Origin of the sequence: Mesorhizobium sp. Primo-A (genome assembly GCF_003997175.1) — a bacterium.
Taxonomy (GTDB): Bacteria; Pseudomonadota; Alphaproteobacteria; order Rhizobiales; family Rhizobiaceae; genus Mesorhizobium; species Mesorhizobium ciceri.
The window spans coordinates 258,399-276,913 of the sequence record NZ_RZTG01000001.1 but is presented as its reverse complement, the minus strand read 5'-3'; the positions used below and the strand labels follow the sequence as shown (position 1 = coordinate 276,913).

General features: G+C 62.8%; 13 protein-coding genes. 3 read left to right on the top strand and 10 right to left on the bottom strand.

Annotation, left to right across the window (positions count from 1 at the left end; all coding sequences use genetic code 11):
• Positions 1-16 precede the first annotated feature (16 nt).
• The 4 genes from EOC83_RS01240 to EOC83_RS01225 all read right to left on the bottom strand — a co-directional run bounded on the left by EOC83_RS01240 (position 17) and on the right by EOC83_RS01225 (position 4,717).
• Complete coding sequence (locus tag EOC83_RS01240) at positions 17-427, bottom strand: RidA family protein (RefSeq protein ID WP_013529860.1); 411 nt, start codon at positions 425-427, stop codon at positions 17-19.
• Between the two features lie 6 nt (positions 428-433).
• A complete protein-coding gene (locus EOC83_RS01235) occupies positions 434-1,591 on the bottom strand; it encodes a hypothetical protein (RefSeq protein ID WP_013529859.1) in 1,158 nt (385 codons plus the stop codon).
• A gap of 55 nt (positions 1,592-1,646) precedes the next feature.
• Positions 1,647-2,798, bottom strand: coding sequence for a cupin domain-containing protein (locus EOC83_RS01230; RefSeq protein ID WP_024505127.1), 1,152 nt, complete (start codon positions 2,796-2,798; stop codon positions 1,647-1,649).
• 290 nt (positions 2,799-3,088) lie between these two features.
• The gene (locus tag EOC83_RS01225; protein ID WP_063168894.1) at positions 3,089-4,717 is read right to left on the bottom strand and encodes a choline dehydrogenase; all 1,629 of its coding nucleotides are present in this window, start codon (positions 4,715-4,717) and stop codon (positions 3,089-3,091) included.
• A 203-nt stretch (positions 4,718-4,920) separates the two neighbouring features.
• On the opposite strand from EOC83_RS01225, the gene EOC83_RS01220 reads away from it, so the two are divergent.
• Both EOC83_RS01220 and EOC83_RS01215 read left to right on the top strand, forming a co-directional pair.
• On the top strand, positions 4,921-5,598 hold the full coding sequence (locus EOC83_RS01220) for an FCD domain-containing protein (RefSeq protein ID WP_013529856.1): 678 nt from the start codon (positions 4,921-4,923) through the stop codon (positions 5,596-5,598).
• A gap of 42 nt (positions 5,599-5,640) precedes the next feature.
• Positions 5,641-7,188, top strand: a complete 1,548-nt coding sequence (locus tag EOC83_RS01215) for a GMC family oxidoreductase N-terminal domain-containing protein (RefSeq protein ID WP_063168895.1) — start codon at positions 5,641-5,643, stop codon at positions 7,186-7,188.
• A gap of 47 nt (positions 7,189-7,235) precedes the next feature.
• Here EOC83_RS01215 and EOC83_RS01210 read toward each other — a convergent pair whose 3' ends face one another.
• From EOC83_RS01210 to EOC83_RS01185, 6 genes are all read right to left on the bottom strand, one after another.
• Entirely contained in the window at positions 7,236-7,988 is a 753-nt protein-coding gene (locus EOC83_RS01210) for a GGDEF domain-containing protein (protein WP_082826542.1), read from the bottom strand.
• Positions 7,989-8,139: 151 nt separating this feature from the next.
• On the bottom strand, positions 8,140-8,844 hold the full coding sequence (locus EOC83_RS01205) for a hypothetical protein (RefSeq protein WP_063168897.1): 705 nt from the start codon (positions 8,842-8,844) through the stop codon (positions 8,140-8,142).
• Between the two features lie 33 nt (positions 8,845-8,877).
• Positions 8,878-10,026 carry an ABC transporter substrate-binding protein gene (locus EOC83_RS01200; protein WP_244514232.1) on the bottom strand — a complete coding sequence of 383 codons (1,149 nt, stop codon included), beginning with the start codon at positions 10,024-10,026 and terminating at the stop codon, positions 8,878-8,880.
• 140 nt (positions 10,027-10,166) lie between these two features.
• Positions 10,167-10,925, bottom strand: coding sequence for a transglycosylase SLT domain-containing protein (locus EOC83_RS01195; protein WP_063170328.1), 759 nt, complete (start codon positions 10,923-10,925; stop codon positions 10,167-10,169).
• Positions 10,926-10,957: 32 nt separating this feature from the next.
• Positions 10,958-11,329, bottom strand: coding sequence for a hypothetical protein (locus EOC83_RS01190; protein WP_027163714.1), 372 nt, complete (start codon positions 11,327-11,329; stop codon positions 10,958-10,960).
• Between the two features lie 60 nt (positions 11,330-11,389).
• Positions 11,390-17,257, bottom strand: a complete 5,868-nt coding sequence (locus EOC83_RS01185; RefSeq protein ID WP_127325911.1) for a VCBS domain-containing protein — start codon at positions 17,255-17,257, stop codon at positions 11,390-11,392.
• A 323-nt stretch (positions 17,258-17,580) separates the two neighbouring features.
• Here EOC83_RS01185 and EOC83_RS01180 point away from each other — a divergent pair, with 323 nt between their 5' ends.
• Positions 17,581-18,510, top strand: coding sequence for a transglutaminase-like cysteine peptidase (locus EOC83_RS01180; RefSeq protein WP_063168900.1), 930 nt, complete (start codon positions 17,581-17,583; stop codon positions 18,508-18,510).
• Positions 18,511-18,515 lie beyond the last annotated feature (5 nt).

Below are 18,515 nucleotides of genomic sequence, written 5' to 3'. Positions count from 1 at the left end.
CGCTAGTGTCCAGGGCCTACTTGCTCGCCGGCAGCGGCTTGTAGACGATGGCGTCCATTTCGATCTTGGTGTTGATGACCGCTTTTGCCTCGACGGTCGTGCGCGCCAGAACGGCGTCGCCGATCCCTTCGAGGAACGCCTTGTTGTAGCGGCCGAAATCGCGCGTATCCTCGAGATAGGTGGTGATCCGCACGACATCCGACAGCGTCGCGCCTTCATGCGCGATGACGCGCGCGATGGTCTTCAGCGTCGCCAGCGTCTCTTCTTCGATCGTGCCGCTGATCATGTTGTTATTCTCGTCTTTCGGCACCTGGCCCGAGACGAAGATGAAATCGCCGGCACGCACCGCCGGATGAAACGGCAGGTTCGGGTTCTTGTTGCCGATGGCGTAGTGGCTGGCGGATTTTCGCGTGCTGTCGCTCAACATATCCCCCTAGAGAACGCTGGTTTCGATGATGTCGACGCCGCGGATGCGATCGATCAGGTAGACGATGCCGCGGTCGTCGATGGTCACGTCGTTGGACGAGGAACGCTCCGCGCCCTCCGGCGCGTCGGGCATGAAATGACCGACTTCCTTTGGCGCGAACGGATCGGCGATGTCGACGAGGCGCAGCCCCTGCGCGAACCACGCAAACGGAATGACGGTTCCATTGAACCGCTCGGAAGGCTGATGGCAGCCGGTCATCTGAGGCTGCGGTGAACCGTCCGTGTCGAGGCCTGGCACCTGGAAGGTCGAGATCGGCAACGGGTTGGTCTCATCAGTGATGTCGTAAATCCAGGTGAAGGCCGGCGGCGATGGCCGAAGCTTGGCGACATCCTCGTCCGCCACCACCATGATGTTGCGGCCTTTGAGCGGCTGTGGAATCGGCAGGCAGGTGTGCGTGGGATGCGGAAAGCTCGGGCTCGAATTGACGTGCGAGACCAGCTTCGGCTTGGTGATGTCCGAAATGTCGAGGATGAACAAGCCATGATGCCAGTAGCTGACATAGAGCCTGTCGCCCATTCGCAGCGGATGGTGACAGCGCGGCGTGACATAGTCGTGCCAAGGATACTCTTCGCCGCCCCCGGTCCACTGGCCCGGTATCCACCAGCGTCCGACCTCGACCGGCTTCGCGGGATCGATCAGGTCGAGGATCATCACGATGTTGCCGACATAACCGTCGGCGGTCGGCGATATGTAGGCGTAACGGCCGTCGAAGTCGTAGCGGTGGACGCCCTTGCCGCCGGTTATCCATTTCGAGATGAGCTTCGGCTGTGCCGGCTTGGTGGTGTCGTAGAGCGCCAGTCCGCCGCCGAAATCAGCCGGGCCGGCGTCGCCAAAGCGCTCGTGGTTGATGATCATCAGTCCGTCCTTGGCGCGCACCTTGTGCGAGTGCCAACCGGGCGGGACATCGATCGTCGTAATTTTGCGCGGATTGCGCGGGTCGGAAATGTCGACCAGCGTCGTGCCGCTCGGCGGCCGCATGTGGCCGATATAAAGGATGTTGCCGTCGACCCAGACCTGACCGCCGCCTGGGCAGTCGACATGGCCGATCTGCTTTGTGTTGAACGCCGAAACCAAATGCATACGCCCTTGCTGCTGAAATTCCATTTCGATGTCCACGCCGCCAATGGCGGCGTGGACATTGCCTGCCGGAGGACCGGAACTAGACGAGACGGAGCAGATCGCCGGCCTGGTTGCGGCCCCAGCGCTTGTAGAGGAGCAGCGCCTTCTGCGTCGGCGCATCGGTGGCGCCGAAGAAGATCACCGGCTCGCTCGACGAGCCGTTGACATGCTCGACCCAGGAACCGCCGGGTATGGCGATGGTGTCGAACTGGTTCCAGTCATAGCGTTTGCCGTCGATGATCGAATGGCCGTTGCCGCGGAACGGCGCCAAGAGCAGGCTGGCGGTCTCGCGCTGCGGCAAGGTCTTCTCGCCGGGGCGCAGCATCTGCACGTAGAAATTGATGGTGTGGAAGACGGGTCCGCCGGTCGTCGGATCGACATAGTCGATGACGATGCCTTCATGGGGGTCGCCATCCCAATCCTTGTGGGCGTCGAGAACCGCTTCCATCTTCTCCCAGCGATAGACATACATCGGCGACGACAGGCCGCCGCCGCGCTTGTGGTCGACGAAACGCGGCATCAGGCCGCCTTCGCCATAGATGCGCTGTGAGTAGTCGCTGGGGTAGCGGGCGGTCTGCACCTTCTTCTCGACTTCCTTGCCGTCGACCATCTCCGTGTATTTGTGATCGAAATGGACGGCATGCAGCGTTTCGACCAGCGGCAGGTCGAGCACCGACAGGTTGACCGCCTGCTCGCCGCCAACGGTGCCATGATTGTGCCAGGCGTCGTTGGGCGTCAGCACCATGTCGCCCGGGCCGAAGACCACGTCTTCGCCCTCGACGCCGGTGAAATTGCCCTTGCCCGTCAGGCCGAAGCGGATGGCGCTCGGCGAGTGCTTGTGCGGCGGCATGATCTCGTCGGGATCGTTCAAGCGGTAGGCGGTGTACATGGTGCTGACCGATGCACGCTTGGGTGCAAGACCGGGATTGACGAGGATCAGCGAACGGCGCTCGCTGTCGTCCATGGTCACCAGTTCGGCGGCGCGCTGGAGCAGGGGCTCGATGTCCGAATAGGACCACACGAAGGGAACGGCTTTCGACGTCGCCATCAACTGCTTGATCTCGTCATGGTCGACGCCTTCCGACGTCGCCCAGAACGGAAACATGTTCTTTGCGTAGAGGGCGTCGTAGAGGCCCTTGAGTGCCGCCTTCTTGTTGGTGAGCACATCGTTAGCTGGTTGCGCCAGGGACATATCGGACACCTCTCGTCACGAAGAAAATACTTCTAACCAACTCAACCGTATTCGCATTGGTTTTGCTCGACAATACCCAAATTGCGAATCTTATAAGTTTTTGGTTGAGGTGCATTTTTGAGTGGCAAATGCCCAGAAATAGGCAGAAACAGCCTAGAAATGCACGGAATTCAGCTCACAATCAGGGCGTGAAACCGCTTCGTCACGGCCATGCTGGCGCGCATGACAGTCCAACCAACGCAGTTTTTCAGTCTCAACCAAAAGACTTTGGTTGTATTCCGGCCGCCTTATCAGGCAGCCACGCTCTGTTGAGCGCGGCTGCGGATCAGATCCGCGGCCTTTTCGGCGATCATGATGACCGCCGCATTGATGTTGCCGCAAACGAGGTCGGGCATGACCGAGGCGTCCACGACACGAAGCCCGGCAATGCCGCGCACCCGCAATTCCGGATCGACCACCGATGCCGCATCGACGCCCATGCGGCACGTGCCGGCCGGATGATGCACGGTGATCGAGGTCTTGCGGATGTGCTCGTCGATCTCTTCGTCGCTCTCGCATTTCGGGCCGGGGAAGAACTCCGCGCCGACGAACGGAGCCATGGACGGCTGGCTGGCAAGGTTGCGTGCAACACGAAAGCCGGCGCGAAGCGACTGCCAGTCGCGCTGCGAGGACAGGAAATTCTGATGGATCAGGGGCGCGGCAACCGGATCGCTCGACGCCAGCTTGACGCTGCCGCGGCTCTCCGGCTGCACCGCAACGATACGGGTCGCAAAGCCGTCGGCGAACGGCGCCTTGAACGGCGACATGTAAGGCCATGCCCCAAGCGGCGCGGCGGTGAAAAGCAGCTGTACGTCCGGCAACGGCCGGCTTGTGTCGCTTTTCAGGAATGCCACGACGCCGCCAGGCACATCTCCCGAAAAGCCCTTTCCGGTGAGATAAGTCCTGACGAAATCCAGCCCGATACGATCGGCCCGCATCATCTTGAGAAACGGTCCAGGCTGTTTGCGCCGATACATCACGATAACCGAAACGTGGTCCTGCAGATTCTTGCCGACTTGCGCACGATCGACCTTCGTCTCGATGCCATGCGCCGCCAGCTCGCCGCTGTCGCCTATGCCTGACAGCATCATCAGCTGCGGCGTGTTGATGACGCCGCCGGCAAGCAGAACTTCGCGCCGCGCCAGAACTTCATGGCTCGCCCCGCCTCTGGTGTAGGCAATGCCGGCTGCGCGGCCATCCCTGAGCAGGATCTTCGTCGCCATCGCGCCGGTCAGCACCTTGACATTGCCGCGCCGCATGGCGGGCCGCAGATAGGCGGTTGCGGTCGAGCAGCGGCGGCCGTTGGCAATTGTCATCTGCAGCCGGCCGAAGCCTTCCTGTATGGCGCCGTTATAGTCATCGGTCTGCGGGTATCCGGCATCACGGCTGGCTGTGGCGAAGGCATCGATCAGTTCGTCCTTGTAGCGGCAGAACTGGGTGTTCAGCGGCCCGCTGCCGCCACGGTACCGGCTTTCGCCCGCTTCCCAGCGCTCCTGCTTCTTGAAGTAGGGCAGCACCTTGTCGAACGACCAGTCCGTCAGGCCGCTTGCCGCCCAGCGATCGTAGTCGCCGCGATTGCCGCGCACATAAGCCATGGCGTTGGTGGAGGAAGAGCCGCCGATGACCTTGCCGCGCGCGCATTCGACCTTGCGGCCGCCGACATTGGCCTCGGGCTCGCAGAAATACATCCAGTCGTGGCGGCGCTCCGTCAGTATCTTGCCCCAGCCGAGCGGGATGTGGATCATCGGATCGCGGTCCCAATCCCCCGCCTCCAACAAAAGCACCGACACGGCAGGGTCTTCGCTCAGCCGGTTCGCCAGCACGCAGCCGGCCGATCCCGCACCGACAATGACGTAGTCAAAGGTTTCGCCAGCCGGCATGCGTGATCCTCGGGAGAAAGACGTCTGCCGCGATGGCAACCGTCGACATGGGCAGTCAACCATCGCGCAACTGGTGTTGTCAACCATTGCGTACAGTTGTAGATTGGTTGAATTGGTTGAGTGCCGTCGAACAGGTTTTCGTGTCACAATATGATGTCGGGACGTTGAGTCGGCGGTCTGCCGATCGGACAGGAGATTTGGTTTTGAGCGCATTCGAGCCGCAGGTCGGACCATCTGATCTCGACGACATCATCGCCGCGGTCCGCCAGTTGCAGCAGGGCGGCGGCAAGCTTCCGTCCGAGCGCGATCTTGCGGAACATCTGAGCGTCAAGCGCCATCAGCTTCGCAAGGCGCTTGAAGTGCTGCGCCTTTCAGGCGACCTCAAACCGGCGCGCGCCAGGCGGGCGCCGACCGCCCTTCCGAGATATGGCGAGGAACTGGTCAGGGTAACCAATCCGATCGAGGTCCTGGAATTGCGCCTGATTATGGAGCCGGGCCTTGCCCGACTGGCGTCGCTGCGCGCCTCCTCTTTCGAGACGGCGCGGATCCTCGACGCGGCAACCACGCCGGAGAACGCCCCGTCGGGTGAGGTCGACTTCGCTTTCCATCTCGCGATCGTTGCCGCGGCCCGCAACCACCTCGCCGCGGAATTCTACAAGATGCTGCGCCAGGTCGGTGTCGATGCGCGGGTGAAGGTTGCGCGCACCGCGGCACCCACCTGCCCCAAGCGGATCGCCCACCGCGACGGCGAGCATCGCCTGATCGCCGAAGCGATCTCGCAGCGCGACCCCGAAGCGGCAGAGGCCGCAATGCGCGCGCACCTTCTGTCGGTGCAGAGACAGATCATGGAACGGTCGAATGCCGGCGCCTTTGCCGCGTGATCGCATCACCTCTGACATCGAGCCTGTGCGGGGAATTTCAAATTGAAACGTCATTTCGACGTGCTGGTCATCGGCGCGGGATCCGCTGGCTCGGTTGTTGCCAGCCGTCTCAGTGAAGACCGGTCGTGCCAGGTCGGCCTCATCGAAGCCGGGACGATGCCGGCCGATCCCGACATCGCCGACCCGCTGAAATGGACGATGCTCCAGGGCCGCGCCTACGACTGGAGCTATCGGACCGTGCCCCAGCCCTTCACCGCCAACCGCGTCCATGAATGGCCGCGCGGCAAAATCGTCGGCGGCTCGAGCTGCCTGCATGCAATGGCCTATGTGCGCGGCCATCCCGATGATTTCGACCCCTGGGTGCAAGCCGGCGGCGAGCGCTGGTCCTATCGGGGGTTGTTGCCGGGCTTCATCCGCAGCGAAGCCTTCACCGCTTTCGACGGGCCAACACGCGGCAAGAGCGGCCCGCTGGACGTCTATCTGCCGGACGCCGAGGTCAGTCCGGTCGTGCGTGCCTACATCGCCGCCGGGCGATCCATGGGGGCTCCCGCCCTGAGCGACCACAACAGCGGCGAGCTGGTCGGCACCAGCCCCAATTCACTCAACATACGCGACGGCAAGCGCCTGAGCGTCGCCGACGCCTATCTGCCGCCGCGGGTCATGGCGCGGCCGAACCTGACCTTGCTCGCCGGCCACGAGGTCGAGCATCTGGTGCTGGACGGCCACAGGGTCACGGGCGTGAGCGTGGTCTGCGAGGGCCAGACCAGAACGCTCTGTGCCGACCGGATTGTCCTTTGCGCCGGCGCCGCGTCCACGCCGCTCATCCTCATGCGGTCGGGCATTGGTTGCCCGGATACGCTGAAGCAGGCTGACATACGCTGCCTTGCCGATCGCAGCGAGGTGGGCCGCAACCTGCAGGATCATCTGCTGGCTCTTGGAAATGTCTACAGCACCAAAAAGCCGGTGCCGCCTTCCCGCCTGCAGCACTCCGAATCGCTGATGTATCTGCACAGCGACGACCCGATCCGCTCCATGGGAAGTCCCGATATCGTGCTCGCCTGCGTCGTCGCTCCGTCGGCGGCCGAGGGCCTGAATGCCCCGCTTTATGGCTCGGCCTTTACCATCCTTTGCGGCGTCACCCATCCGACAAGCCGCGGGCGCATCACACCGAGCGGGCCGGGCCGCAACGATGCGCCGGTCATCGATCCGCATTATCTCGAAACCGAACACGATCGCGCGACATTCAGGATGGCGTTGAAGCGGGCGCGCATGGTCGGCCATCATGAGGCCCTGGACGAATGGCGCGATACGGAGATCCTGCCAGGCGCACCGGTTCGGTCCGATGCCGAACTCGATGCTTTCATCGCCAGGGCTGCTTCCACCCATCATCATCCGGCCGGCACCTGCCGGATGGGTCTTGACACCGAGGCCGTCGTCGATCCTGACTTGCGGCTGAACGGCTTCGACAATGCCTTTGTCGTCGACGCCTCGGTGATGCCGGCGATCCCGAGCGGACCGATCAACGCGGCGATCGTCGCCATCGCCGAAACCTGGGCGGCGTCTTCTCGGGTTACCCCGCCGGCAGCGTGAGGGCGTCCGCGTCCGACAATTCCCCTGGCTCCGGTTCCCGGCGACTATCAGCTATGGAGATGCGTCAGCTCAAACGCGGCTCCGTCCTGGACGCCGGCCATGCGCTGCTCGGCGGACCGGAACATGTCCGCGAACTCCACCTGGTTCTCGAACACCACGCCGCCGACCTTGACCGTCAAGGCATCCTCGGTGCCTTTTGGCGCGAAATAGACTTGTGCGATGCGCGCCCTGATACGCTCGCCGATTTCCCTGGCTTCTGCTTCGGTCGCGCCGGCGAGGAAGACCCCGAACATCGACGTCCCCATGCGTCCAACCAGATCCTCCGCGCGCACTGACGATTGTATGGTTGAGGCTATGAGCCGCAAGGCTTGATCGCCCCATTCAAGACCAAAGCGCAGGTTGATGGACCGCAGATGCTCCGAATGGATGACCAGGAAGGCGCCGGATTTCGGCCCCGGCACCGACGGCCTTGCGGTTCTTTTTTCGACCATCGACGTGAAGACCGCTCCGTTCAGGCAGCCGGTCGTGGTGTCGAAGGTTGCCGACTTGTCGAGTTCCCGGCGATAGCGACGAAGCTCGATCTGTTTCAATCCAACGAACAGAAAAAGCGGAACACCAAGAACGACAGGCAACAGGATTGCCGTGACCATGCTGCGCCCAAATGGCGTCAGCGCCTCCGAGAACAGAAGCAGATAATTGAGACCGACGGAAACGCCCAGGATTGCAGCGGTTCCCAGAAAGGTCAGCAAAGCGACGCCTTTCCATGCCTGGTCGGTGGTGCTCGCCATAGTCTTTGTCACTGGCCGATCTCCTGTGGATGGGCTTGTATAAGGCCGGTGTGTTGCAATTTCAGTTTCAAGGAACATTGCAATTTAATCGATTGCGCGATGACCCCATCAAGGCTGCGCCCGTGGCGGTTAACAAACAAAACATCAGGGATTGAATGACAGCCTATTGTGCCGGGCCGAACATGCCCATCTCCGCGTCCCTGGCTGTCGCCTCCGCCTTGCCGTAGATGCCGCTCGGCAGCGCCGTGGCCCAGCCGTTGGAGACAAGCCAGGCGCCAACATCCTGCTTGCCCAGCCTGCACGGTGCGGCGACGGCAAAACGCTCGACGTCCGGCGGTACGAAACAGTGCAGCGCGCGTCCCCTCAGCCAGGAATTGAAAACGGCGCGGGCGCGTACGCCGCAAGGCCAGGTGACGTCATGAAACGAGCAGGAGCTGTCGAGATCGATGCCTCGCACTCCGCTGATGAACACCTTGCGGCCCATGGCTTCGAACATCGCCGATGATGTGACAACCGGGCGGTAGAGCAAGACCTCCCGCCAATCCCTGGGCATCGGCGTTTTCGGGGGCACGGCGAGACCGAGCTCGCTGAGCGGCGGACGGGGCTCGGCCCGTTCGATCTCAGCGGGATCAAGCCGTGGTGGAGCGATCAGGTCTTGAGCAACCTTGCGCGCCGGCTCCAGGCGTTGTGCGCCGGCAACCGGGGCAAACGGCCGGACAGGCTGCGTGTCGTCAACATCTGGCGACCGGGCACGGACAGGCTGATCGACCGAAAGCAACGCCCCGCCCTGAATGATCAGCAGGATCCCGGCCAGGAGCAGGAGGCTTCCAAGTGCGATCGCCAAGCGGCTGCGGCCCGGCCTGGCCATCAGCTTGAACAGGATCCCAGGGATTTGCGCCGGTCAGAAACCCGACGTCGATTTGGCAACCAGCTTGAGCGCACCTTTTTCAATCCGATAGAACGGCATCGAGCGTTGGCTGGATCCGTCGGCCCGAAACCGGAACAGGCCGGTCGACCCGCGAAAGCCGTTTGGATTCTCGAGAGTTTTTTTGCTGAAACCATCGGGCCCGACCGCGCTGGCAATCCCTGCCGTCAGGGCAACCATATCATAGGCGTAGGCCACATTGACGTCAGCCGGATAGTTGTATGTCGTCCTGAAGCGGTCGGCGATCGGCCCGGTTTCGCTTGGATCGAGCGTGGCGATAAACGCCCCCTCGAAGAGCGGATCCATGGGGTGCTCCAGCCAACGGTTCGTCCCGACGACGGAGATCGTCTTTCCCGGAATGCCCTTCGATTTGAGGGCGGCAAGGACAGGCGACGGACTGCCATTGCCGCTGGCGACGATGACGGCGTCGGGGGCGTCCACGAGTGAGCCCATTTCGTCGACCGTCTTCGCGCCGTCGCCGGCAGAATATCGGAGAGTGACCGCGAGCGCCGCGCCGTAGATGCTGAGGCTGTTTGCGACCCGCTTCTCCATGGCGCCGGCGTTTGGGCCATCCGCGACAAGCAGTACGAACTTCTTGCTGCCTTTCGCGGCCAGTCCCGCGGCGCCCGCGGCGGCGCTGTCCGCTTCGCCAAGGAGCACGGCATAGACCCCGGGGCCGCCGGCGAAATTGTCGGCGAGCGCCAGGACCGGTGGCCGCTTCGACCCCGACAGCGTGGCAATATGCTGGGCCGCCGGCAGCTCGGTCGGGCCGATGACGACTTTAGACCCCGTCGTAATGGCCGTAACCGCCAGTTTGCCGGCCAGTGCGCTGTCGCCTTTGGTGTCTTCTACCGTCAGCGCCAGCAATCCGTTGCCGATATCCGTCATCGCCAGCTTGGTCGCATCGAGCATCTTCCTGCCGTTTTCCCCGGCCGTTCCAGGGGCGGACAGCGGCAGCAGCATCGTGACTTTGGTCGAGCCGGTGCCCATCGACTGGGTCGCCTGGACGGGACCGGCGCCGGCGGCGCCGTTCTGCCCGGCAGGCGCGGTAACCGCCGCCGGATCGAGCACTTCGGACACGCCGCCCTTCGACTGGCAGCCCGACACGATCGCGGCGAGCGCCAAGGCGATTGCCCATGTCCGCGGACGGTGGACCTGTCGGCCAGCTTCCATGAATGCTCCACCCCTATGTGCCGCCGGATATTGTTCCCGGTCTGGTCTTCAACGCATGTTACGGCGGACTTGCAGTGCCGTCTGTAGTTCTTTTAGCCGCCGAAAAGCCTGCCTCTGAGCGCCCTGATCTGCCTTGCTTGCCCGGCACTTCGATAGTCGGCGCATTTCATGTATCGCGGCCCGGGCACGAACACGCGGCGCACGCAAACGCCCTTTCCCTGGGCAGGGGCTCCACCCTCCCCGCCTGGCGAAAACGCGGAAAAGCCGAATGTCGCCACCGGCAAGGGGCCGGTCACTTCGATCCCTTCCCTTGCCAGGATTGCCCGCGCACGCTGGCAGTAGCGGACTGAAAGGGCCGAGAACCGGCTTTCATTGTGCCCGGCGCGATACTTCATGACGGTGGTGCAGAGATCACCCGCGGCGAGCCTGTTGGCCTGTGCAAGATATTTGACCCCCAGCGCGATGTTGGCCGCCGGCGCGCTGAGATCGTCGAGGGAACCTCGAAAGCCGAGCATCCTGGCGGTCGCCGGCATCACCTGCATCAGGCCGACTTCGCCATCGGCGCCTTGCACGCCGGGATCGAAGCCGCTTTCGATCTCCATCACCGCATGCGCCAGCATCGGCTCCAGGCCATAGATCGATGCCTGGCAACTGGCAAACGCCTTGAAAGCCTGCCGGGTCCACTCCGTGGCAGTGTCACAGTGTGCCGGCCGCGTCAGGCTGGACGGCTGCTGTTGTTCCACAAAAGGCCGTTCCAGCCAGTTGGCGTGGGCCAGCGTGACAGTGAGGCCAAAGCCGACGAACGCGATCCCGCCTGCGATCGCCTTCGAGAATGATCCGGCGGCTGTCATGATGGCCAACAGGCGTGGGTTCGCCTATCCGGTCAGTGCATGTACTCGACCATGCGATCGTGAAAACACTCGCATTTGTTGAGGGTGTCTTCGTCCTTGTAGTTCGTCTTCAGGTAGCCGTAAGCCATGCCGCAGGCGACCTTGGCTTCCGATGCCCAGACGAAGACGGGCCGGGACGAGTTGATCCACTCCGAGCTGTTGGCGGCGGCGACCGACTCGTCCATCAGCTTCACCACCTGCTGCTTCAGATCGACGATGTTGTCGTTCAAGACCAGATTGGACGTGCCGACGACCCGGCAATAATCGCCTGTCGGACCTTCGATGATGTCGGCGGCATACCCCGTCGACCCGACTGCCAGCAACAGCGTCGCAGCGGAAACAAGCAGTCTTGCAGAACGTTTCATGTTTAGCTCCCCTAAATATTAGCGACGTATAACATAATCGCATGGTTGTGCGCTATGCCGTTAGACCAGGTTTGCGGTTGTCTGATGCTGGGTTATGCCATCGTCGTAGAGCAGCGTGATCGTGTTGGCAGCGGGCAGGTTCGTCAGCGTTGCCACGTCGACGAAGTTGGCGCCGCCGGTGCTGCCGTTGGCATCGACACTGAGCGTACCCGTCCCCGCATTGTAGTTCACGAAGTCACCGATATTGGCTCCTCCAGGCGCCGTGTCAAACAGGGCGGTCAGGTCAATCTTGTCGCCATGTCCTCCCACGCCGCTGAAATCAGTGATGAGGTCCTTGATGTCGATATTCTCAAGCCGGAACGTATCGGCGCCGGCTCCTCCGGTCAGGGTGTCCTGGCCGAGACCTCCTATGAGAAGGTCGTTGCCGTCGCCGCCGCTGAGCAGGTCGTTGCCGGCTCCGCCGCTGAGGAAGTCATTGCCGCCCCGGCCGACGATGACGTCATTGCCGCCATTACCGCTGAGCTGGTCGATACCGGACGTTCCATAGATCTGGTCGGCCAGCGTTGGGTCACCGTTCACCGTGATCCCGGGATCACCAGGATTGTGCGAGAAGAAGGAGAAATTGACGGAGCGGGCCTGCCAACTGCCGCCATCATTGTCGAAGTAGGACAGGGTCCACGAGTCTCCGGCTGCCGGCGGATGCGCGATCAAGTAGCTGGCAAGCGTCGTAGCGGTGGCATTGCCTGCGCCATCGAGAAGGAAGATGTGATCGTAGTCGACCGTAGCCTTCATCTGACCCGTGGCCGGATCGTAGAACCAAGTCTGCTCGAAGGTCCCAGCGGTCAAATCGTCTTCTACTGCGGCGAAGTGATTGGTGCCAATTCTGATCTCGACCTGAACCTCCTGTTCACGATGCGACCCTGCGCTACTATCTCCGAACGCACCTGGGTTTCGCTCTGAAGGGTCAATCGGCGTATCAATCGGCGTCTTTTGGAAATCGGTATAGACGACGACAGTTGCGCTGTGAGGATCCGCCAATATCGCGTTTACCGTCGCTTGCGACAGAGCAAGCGTCGTGACCTGATCATTGCCCGACGTCAGCGGACTGCTGCCATCGCCAATCTGCGACGTGTCGCTGGGCAGGCTGGTCGGCGGCACTTCGTGGATGCCAACAGTCTGTGCAACGTGAGTGTGCCCGTCATAGACATCCAGCGACAGGTTGTTGTTGACCGTGTCAGTTTGCAATGCGGTCGGCCGATAAACCAGATCGTCCAGCAGGTTGATACCGCCGGACGGATTATACAGCACCGTGCCGGCTGTCAGGGCGATATAGGTCACGCCGTTGAAATAGAACGTGCCGGTGGGGATCGTTCCCGTAGCGGTGACGATGAGGTTATCCCCGTCCGCATCCGTCGGAATGGAGACCAGCAGCGGATACCCATTCGGATAGCTGGGCGTGCTCAAGGTCTGCTGCGCCGGGTCGCTCGACATCCAGTTCTGAGTGTTCGCGACTACGGGCGCGTCATTGATGTCCGTCAGGTTGATGGTCAGCGTCGTCGTCGACAGGTCGCCGTCACCATCCTTGATGGTGTAGACGAACACGTCCGTGGTGTTCGCGTTGATGCTGTGGGCCGTCGACTGGTAGGTGTAGGAGCCGTCGGCGTTGAGATGCAGCGTGCCGTGCAGGCCGGCAATGTCGGTGTTGACACCGGTCGTCACCGCCGTTGTCGTGTTGCCGCCCGCAGCCCGGACGCCGTCGATCGTGGCACCATCTGCCCCGGCCACGTCGTTGATCAGAACGCCGGCCGCAGCAGTCACGGTCAGCAGCGCGCCTTCATTGACATTGCCGCTGTCGGCATGGGCCGTCGGCACGTCGTCGGTGACGTCGATGGTGATGGTGTTGGTGATCGTGTTGCCGTTGGCGTCGGTGGCCTGGTAGGTGAAGGTCTCGACATTGTTGACGGTGTTGGTGCCGTTGTTGGCGTCGGCGCCGTCGACCGGCGAGGTCAGCGTGTAGCTGTAGGTGCCGTTGGCATTGAAGGTCAGCGTGCCGTGCGCGCCGATGGCGTTGCTCACCAGTGCGTAGGTGTAGGGCCCGGTGCCGCCCGATACATTGTCGGCGACCGTTCCGGCGATGGTCTCGGCGGTGCTCGACGGGTTGCTGCCGATCGGCAGCGCCGCCTCGTTGACCGTCAGGTCGTCGTTGGAGACGGCAAGGCCGCTGTCCGACAGGTTGATGGTCAGGGTCGTCGTCGACAGGTCGCCGTCGCCGTCCATGATGGTGTAGACGAAGGTCTCCGTTGCGCCTGCCGGCGGAACCACGTTGGGCAGGCCGTCATAGCTGTAGCTGCCATTGGCCTGCAGCGTCAGCGTGCCGAAGCTGCCGTTGATCACCGTGTTGACGCCCGTCGTCACCGCCGTCGTGGTGTCGCCGCCCGCAACGCGGACCCCGACAACGCCGCCGCCCGCCGCCGCACCGTCGGCGCCGAACACGTCGTCCGTGCCGTCGCTCAGCACGTTGCCGAGCACGATCCCGCCCTCGACAACGCTGTTGGTGTCGGCATGGGCCGTCGGAATGTCGTCGACGATGTCGATGACGATGGCTGCCGGGGCCGACGACGAGGTGCCGTCAGAGACGGTGAGCGAGAAGCTGTCGGTCTCGGTGACTGCCGGAACGTCCGTGGTCGGGCTGGTCAGCGTGTACTGATAGGCAGCAACGCCGGTTGCCGGGTTGTAGCCGGTGATCAGCAGCGTGCCGTGGTCGCCCTGGAAGACCGAACCGTCAAGGCTGCCAATGGCAACCGTGACGCCGCCGATGGTGACGCTCTGCACGTCGTCGAGCCCGTCGGCGTCCGACACCGTGAAGGTGCCTGTCGCAACCGTGCTGCCGTCGCCGGCCGCCGAACCCGCCGCCAGACCTGCTTCATAGACCTGGTCATGCGCGCCGGCCGGGTTGCCCTGGTCGACGACGATCTGCGGCACGTCGTTGGTGCCGTTGATGGTGATGGTCAGCGTTGCCGTATCGGTGTCGCCGTCGGCATCCTTCATCGTGTAGTTGAAGGTCTCGGTCAGCGTCTGGCCGGCATCCAGCGCCTGCACCGCCGGATCGGCGTTGTTGAGCGTATAGGTGTAGGTGCCGTCGGGATTGGCCACGAAGGTGCCGTGCGCGCCCGTCGTCGAGCCATCCCAGCTGACGAAGCTCGTCGGCGTGTCGGCGCCCGGCTGGTTGTTGGCATGCAGGTCGTTGGTCAGCACATTGCCGTTGACCGGCGAAAGCGCGTCCTCGCTGATGCTGTTGGTGTCGTTGACCGCATTGGGCATGTCGTCGACGATGTCGATGACGATGGCTGCCGGAGCCGACGACGAGGTGCCGTCAGAGACGGTGAGCGAGAAGCTGTCGGTCTCGGTGACTGCGGGAACGTCCGTCGTCGTGCTGGTCAGCGTGTACTGATAGGCCGCAACGCCGGTTGCCGGGTTGTAGCCGGTGATCAGCAGCGTGCCGTGGTCGCCCTGGAAGGCCGAACCGTTGAGGCTGCCAATGGCAACCGTGACGCCGCCGATGGTGACGCTCTGCACGTCGTCGAGCCCGTCGGCGTCCGACACCGTGAAGGTGCCTGTTGCAACCGTGCTGCCGTCGCCGGCCGCCGAACCCGCCGCCAGACCTGCTTCATAGACCTGGTCATGCGCGCCGGCCGGATTGCCCTGGTCGACGACGACCTGTGGCACGTCGTTGGTGCCGTTGATGGTGATGGTCAGCGTTGCCGTATCGGTGTCGCCGTCGGCATCCTTCATCGTGTAGTTGAAGGTCTCGGTCAGCGTCTGGCCGGCGTCCAGCGCCTGCACCGCCGGATCGGCGTTGTTGAGCGTATAGGTGTAGGTGCCGTCGGGATTGGCCACGAAGGTGCCGTGCGCGCCCGTCGTCGAGCCATCCCAGCTGACGAAGCTCGTCGGCGTGTCGGCGCCCGGCCGGTTGTTGGCATGCAGGTCGTTGGTCAGCACATTGCCGTTGACCGGCGAAAGCGCGTCCTCGCTGATGCTGTTGGTGTCGTTGACCGCATTGGGCACGTCGTCGACGATGTCGATGACGATGGCTGCCGGGGCCGACGACGAGGTGCCGTCCGAAACGGTGAGCGAGAAGCTGTCGGTCTCGGTGACTGCCGGAACGTCCGTGGTCGGGCTGGTCAGCGTGTACTGATAGGCAGCAACGCCGGTTGCCGGGTTGTAGCCGGTGATCAGCAGCGTGCCGTGGTCGCCCTGGAAGACCGAACCGTTAAGGCTGCCAATGGCAACCGTGACGCCGCCGATGGTGACGCTCTGCACGTCGTCGAGCCCGTCGGCGTCCGACACCGTGAAGGTGCCTGTCGCAACCGTGCTGCCGTCGCCGGCCGCCGAACCCGCCGCCAGACCTGCTTCATAGACCTGATCATGCGCGCCGGCCGGGTTGCCCTGGTCAACGACGACCTGCGGCACGTCGTTGGTGCCGTTGATGGTGATCTCGACCGTTGTCGTCGAGGTGTCGCCGTCGCCATCGGTCAGCGTATACGTGAACGTGTCCGTCAGATGCTGGCCGGTGGTCAGCGCCTGGACCGCCGCAGCGCCGTTGTTCAGCGTGTAGCTGTAGTGGCCGTCCGCATCGATCGTGATCGAACCGTAACTGCCCGCCACGGCCGACCCGACATGGCCCGAGGCCGATGTGACCGTGCCTGCCTCGACGCCCGTTACCGTCGCCCCGTCCGCGCCCTTAACGTCGGCGACGCCGTCCGTCACATTCGCGTCCGCGCCGCCGCTGGCCGTGATCACGTTGCCGTCCGCGACCGTCACGCCGTCTTCCGTCACGCTGTCCGTATCGGCAACCGCGGTCGGCACGTCGTCGACGATGGCGACGGCAAAGGTGGTGCTGGCCGAATCGCCGTCGACGTCCGTGACAGTGATGCTGAAATTGTCCGGAACCGTGTCGTTGGGATCGAACCCGTTCGTGTGCTCGGGATGAGTGACCGATTCGGTCACCGTGTAATTGTATTGGATAGCACCCGTGCTCGGATTGTAGGAGACGATCTCCAAATAGCCGAACTGGCCCGGGATCTGCTGGCCGACGCCGGTGACGGCGACACCGTTGATAACGATCGACCCGATTCCATCCGGTGCGTCGATGCTGATCGTTCCGATGCCTGAGGTTTCGGAATTGCTTGGCGCGTCGCTGCCAGGCGATTGTGTCTGGTTGCCATCGAGGCCAGTTTCACTGGCCGCTTCGGTCGGGGCAAGCAGTGACGTGGCCACCACTGAAACCGGCCTGTCGACGATGGACGGGAACAGTTCGCGGCGATCCAGAAGCCCAAACTGCAAGGCGGTCGGCGGCAGCAATGCCGACAGGTCGAACCCGTCGCCGATGCCGCCGGGGGGAACCGAGAAATCACCGCCTGCGCTTGAATTCGAACCGCCGGGGCCGGCCGAGATGGAACCGTCGGCGCCGAAGGCGACATCGACATGGCTGGCTTCCAGCGCCGCCAGCAAGGCAACGCGCGGCACCTCGACGTCGCCGATGATGAAGGTCGGCACGTTCAGGGCGCCGTCCTTGATCACGATCACCGAGCCGTCGGCCTGTTCGAGTACAAGGTTTTGGCCGTCGACCTTGATGTTGTCGATGGAGGCGTTGGCAGGAAGCCTTACCACGTGGCTGGCGTCGGCTACATATTCGTGCGGCGCAGCTGCCGGCAGCGTCTTCGCTTCCGCGGGGGCTTCCGGCTTGACGGGCGCTCCGCCGCCGACATCGACCGGCACCGGTTCGGACGCTGCCGGTGCGGCCTGCTGCGTCGAATTTGCCTGTGCGACCCGGATCTCCGCCGGCGATGCCTGATCGCCGTGTTCACTGGACGCGGAATGCTCGTTCAAGGAACCCGAAAAGCTGTCCAACTCGATATTGTTCGTCATGGCTGAAACCCCTCCGATATTTACCGGATAGAGACAGCGGCCATTTCTACTTTGCAACTGCCCCCTAATCTATTTCATATACTATGATATGCATTGCTCGGCATTTTTTACACGTGGTAAACCGCGACAATATAACCTGATATATGGTGGCTTCCGGAGGCTTCCCTAACGGAGGACTGGCCGGGATATTTTGGTAAATCGAAGTATAAAATTGAATAAAATTTTAAATAAAATAGATGAAGACAGTTGCTGGATATTTATCCACCTTCCTTTCCAATAATTTGAGACAAGATTGGTAGCGTCCACAGTCAAAGGTGGGCGTTATGAAAAAGCAAAAATCGGTTCCGGGGAAAACCGGGCTCCAGATGCTCCTGCTGGCAATCGGGCTTGTCGGCCTGGCGGGGCCGTCATTCGCCAGCGATATCCCCGCACCCGGCAGGCCCCAGGAGAAGGTCCAGACGCCGCCCTGTCTCGGCGGTGTTTCACTGACGAGGCCCCAGCCCTGGCAGCCTGCGGACGCTTACCGGATCGGCATGGTCACCGGCAGCTATGGCCCGGATGTCGGCCGCGGGGACGGCTCGTCAACGGCGCGAGATGACGCCGGGATAGATCCGGTGCAGACCGCGTCGATTATTCCAGGGGTCTTCGGATCGGTTGCCTTGTCCATGCGCAATTTTCCCGTCGCGGCGCGCTGGGCGCCTGTCTACCGGGCAATCACCGCTTGTTCGGCAGGCAGCCCCTGCGAGCACAAGAGCACGGCTTTTGCCGGCATGATCGCTGCCGCTCAAGGCAAGGGATTCAGCGAGAAGCTGTCCTTCGTCAACAGCAGCGTCAATCGCCTGATCGCCTACAGGAAAGACAGCGTCGTCTACGGCAAGCTCGACTATTGGGCGAAGCCTTCGGAGATTCTCGAGCGGCGAGCCGGCGATTGCGAGGATTTTGCCATCCTCAAGATGACGGCCCTGCTGAGGGCCGGCATTCCGACGCAAAGCATGGCGCTTGTCGTCCTCCAGGATCGCAAGAGAGGCTTCTTTCACGCAGTGCTGTCGGTGAGCACAGGCAGCGGCACCTTCATTCTCGACAGCCTCAGCAACACCGTTATGCGTGACAGCGATCTCCCGGATTACGTCCCGCTCTATTCGTTCAGCACGGACCGGGCCTGGATCCACGGTTCAAGACCGGGCGGCGCCCAGATGGCCGACATCAAGGGCGGTTTCGCAACCGTCGCACCCGGCGAAGGTTTTCAGCCATAGGGTTT

Coding starts and splice junctions, on each gene's coding strand:
- EOC83_RS01230 (WP_024505127.1), bottom strand. CDS start 2,798: ATGTCCCTGGCGCAACCAGCTAACGATGTGCTCACCAACAAGAAGGCG.
- EOC83_RS01185 (WP_127325911.1), bottom strand. CDS start 17,257: ATGACGAACAATATCGAGTTGGACAGCTTTTCGGGTTCCTTGAACGAG.
- EOC83_RS01235 (WP_013529859.1), bottom strand. CDS start 1,591: ATGGAATTTCAGCAGCAAGGGCGTATGCATTTGGTTTCGGCGTTCAAC.
- EOC83_RS01225 (WP_063168894.1), bottom strand. CDS start 4,717: ATGCCGGCTGGCGAAACCTTTGACTACGTCATTGTCGGTGCGGGATCG.
- EOC83_RS01195 (WP_063170328.1), bottom strand. CDS start 10,925: ATGACAGCCGCCGGATCATTCTCGAAGGCGATCGCAGGCGGGATCGCG.
- EOC83_RS01180 (WP_063168900.1), top strand. CDS start 17,581: ATGAAAAAGCAAAAATCGGTTCCGGGGAAAACCGGGCTCCAGATGCTC.
- EOC83_RS01240 (WP_013529860.1), bottom strand. CDS start 427: ATGTTGAGCGACAGCACGCGAAAATCCGCCAGCCACTACGCCATCGGC.
- EOC83_RS01190 (WP_027163714.1), bottom strand. CDS start 11,329: ATGAAACGTTCTGCAAGACTGCTTGTTTCCGCTGCGACGCTGTTGCTG.
- EOC83_RS01205 (WP_063168897.1), bottom strand. CDS start 8,844: ATGGCCAGGCCGGGCCGCAGCCGCTTGGCGATCGCACTTGGAAGCCTC.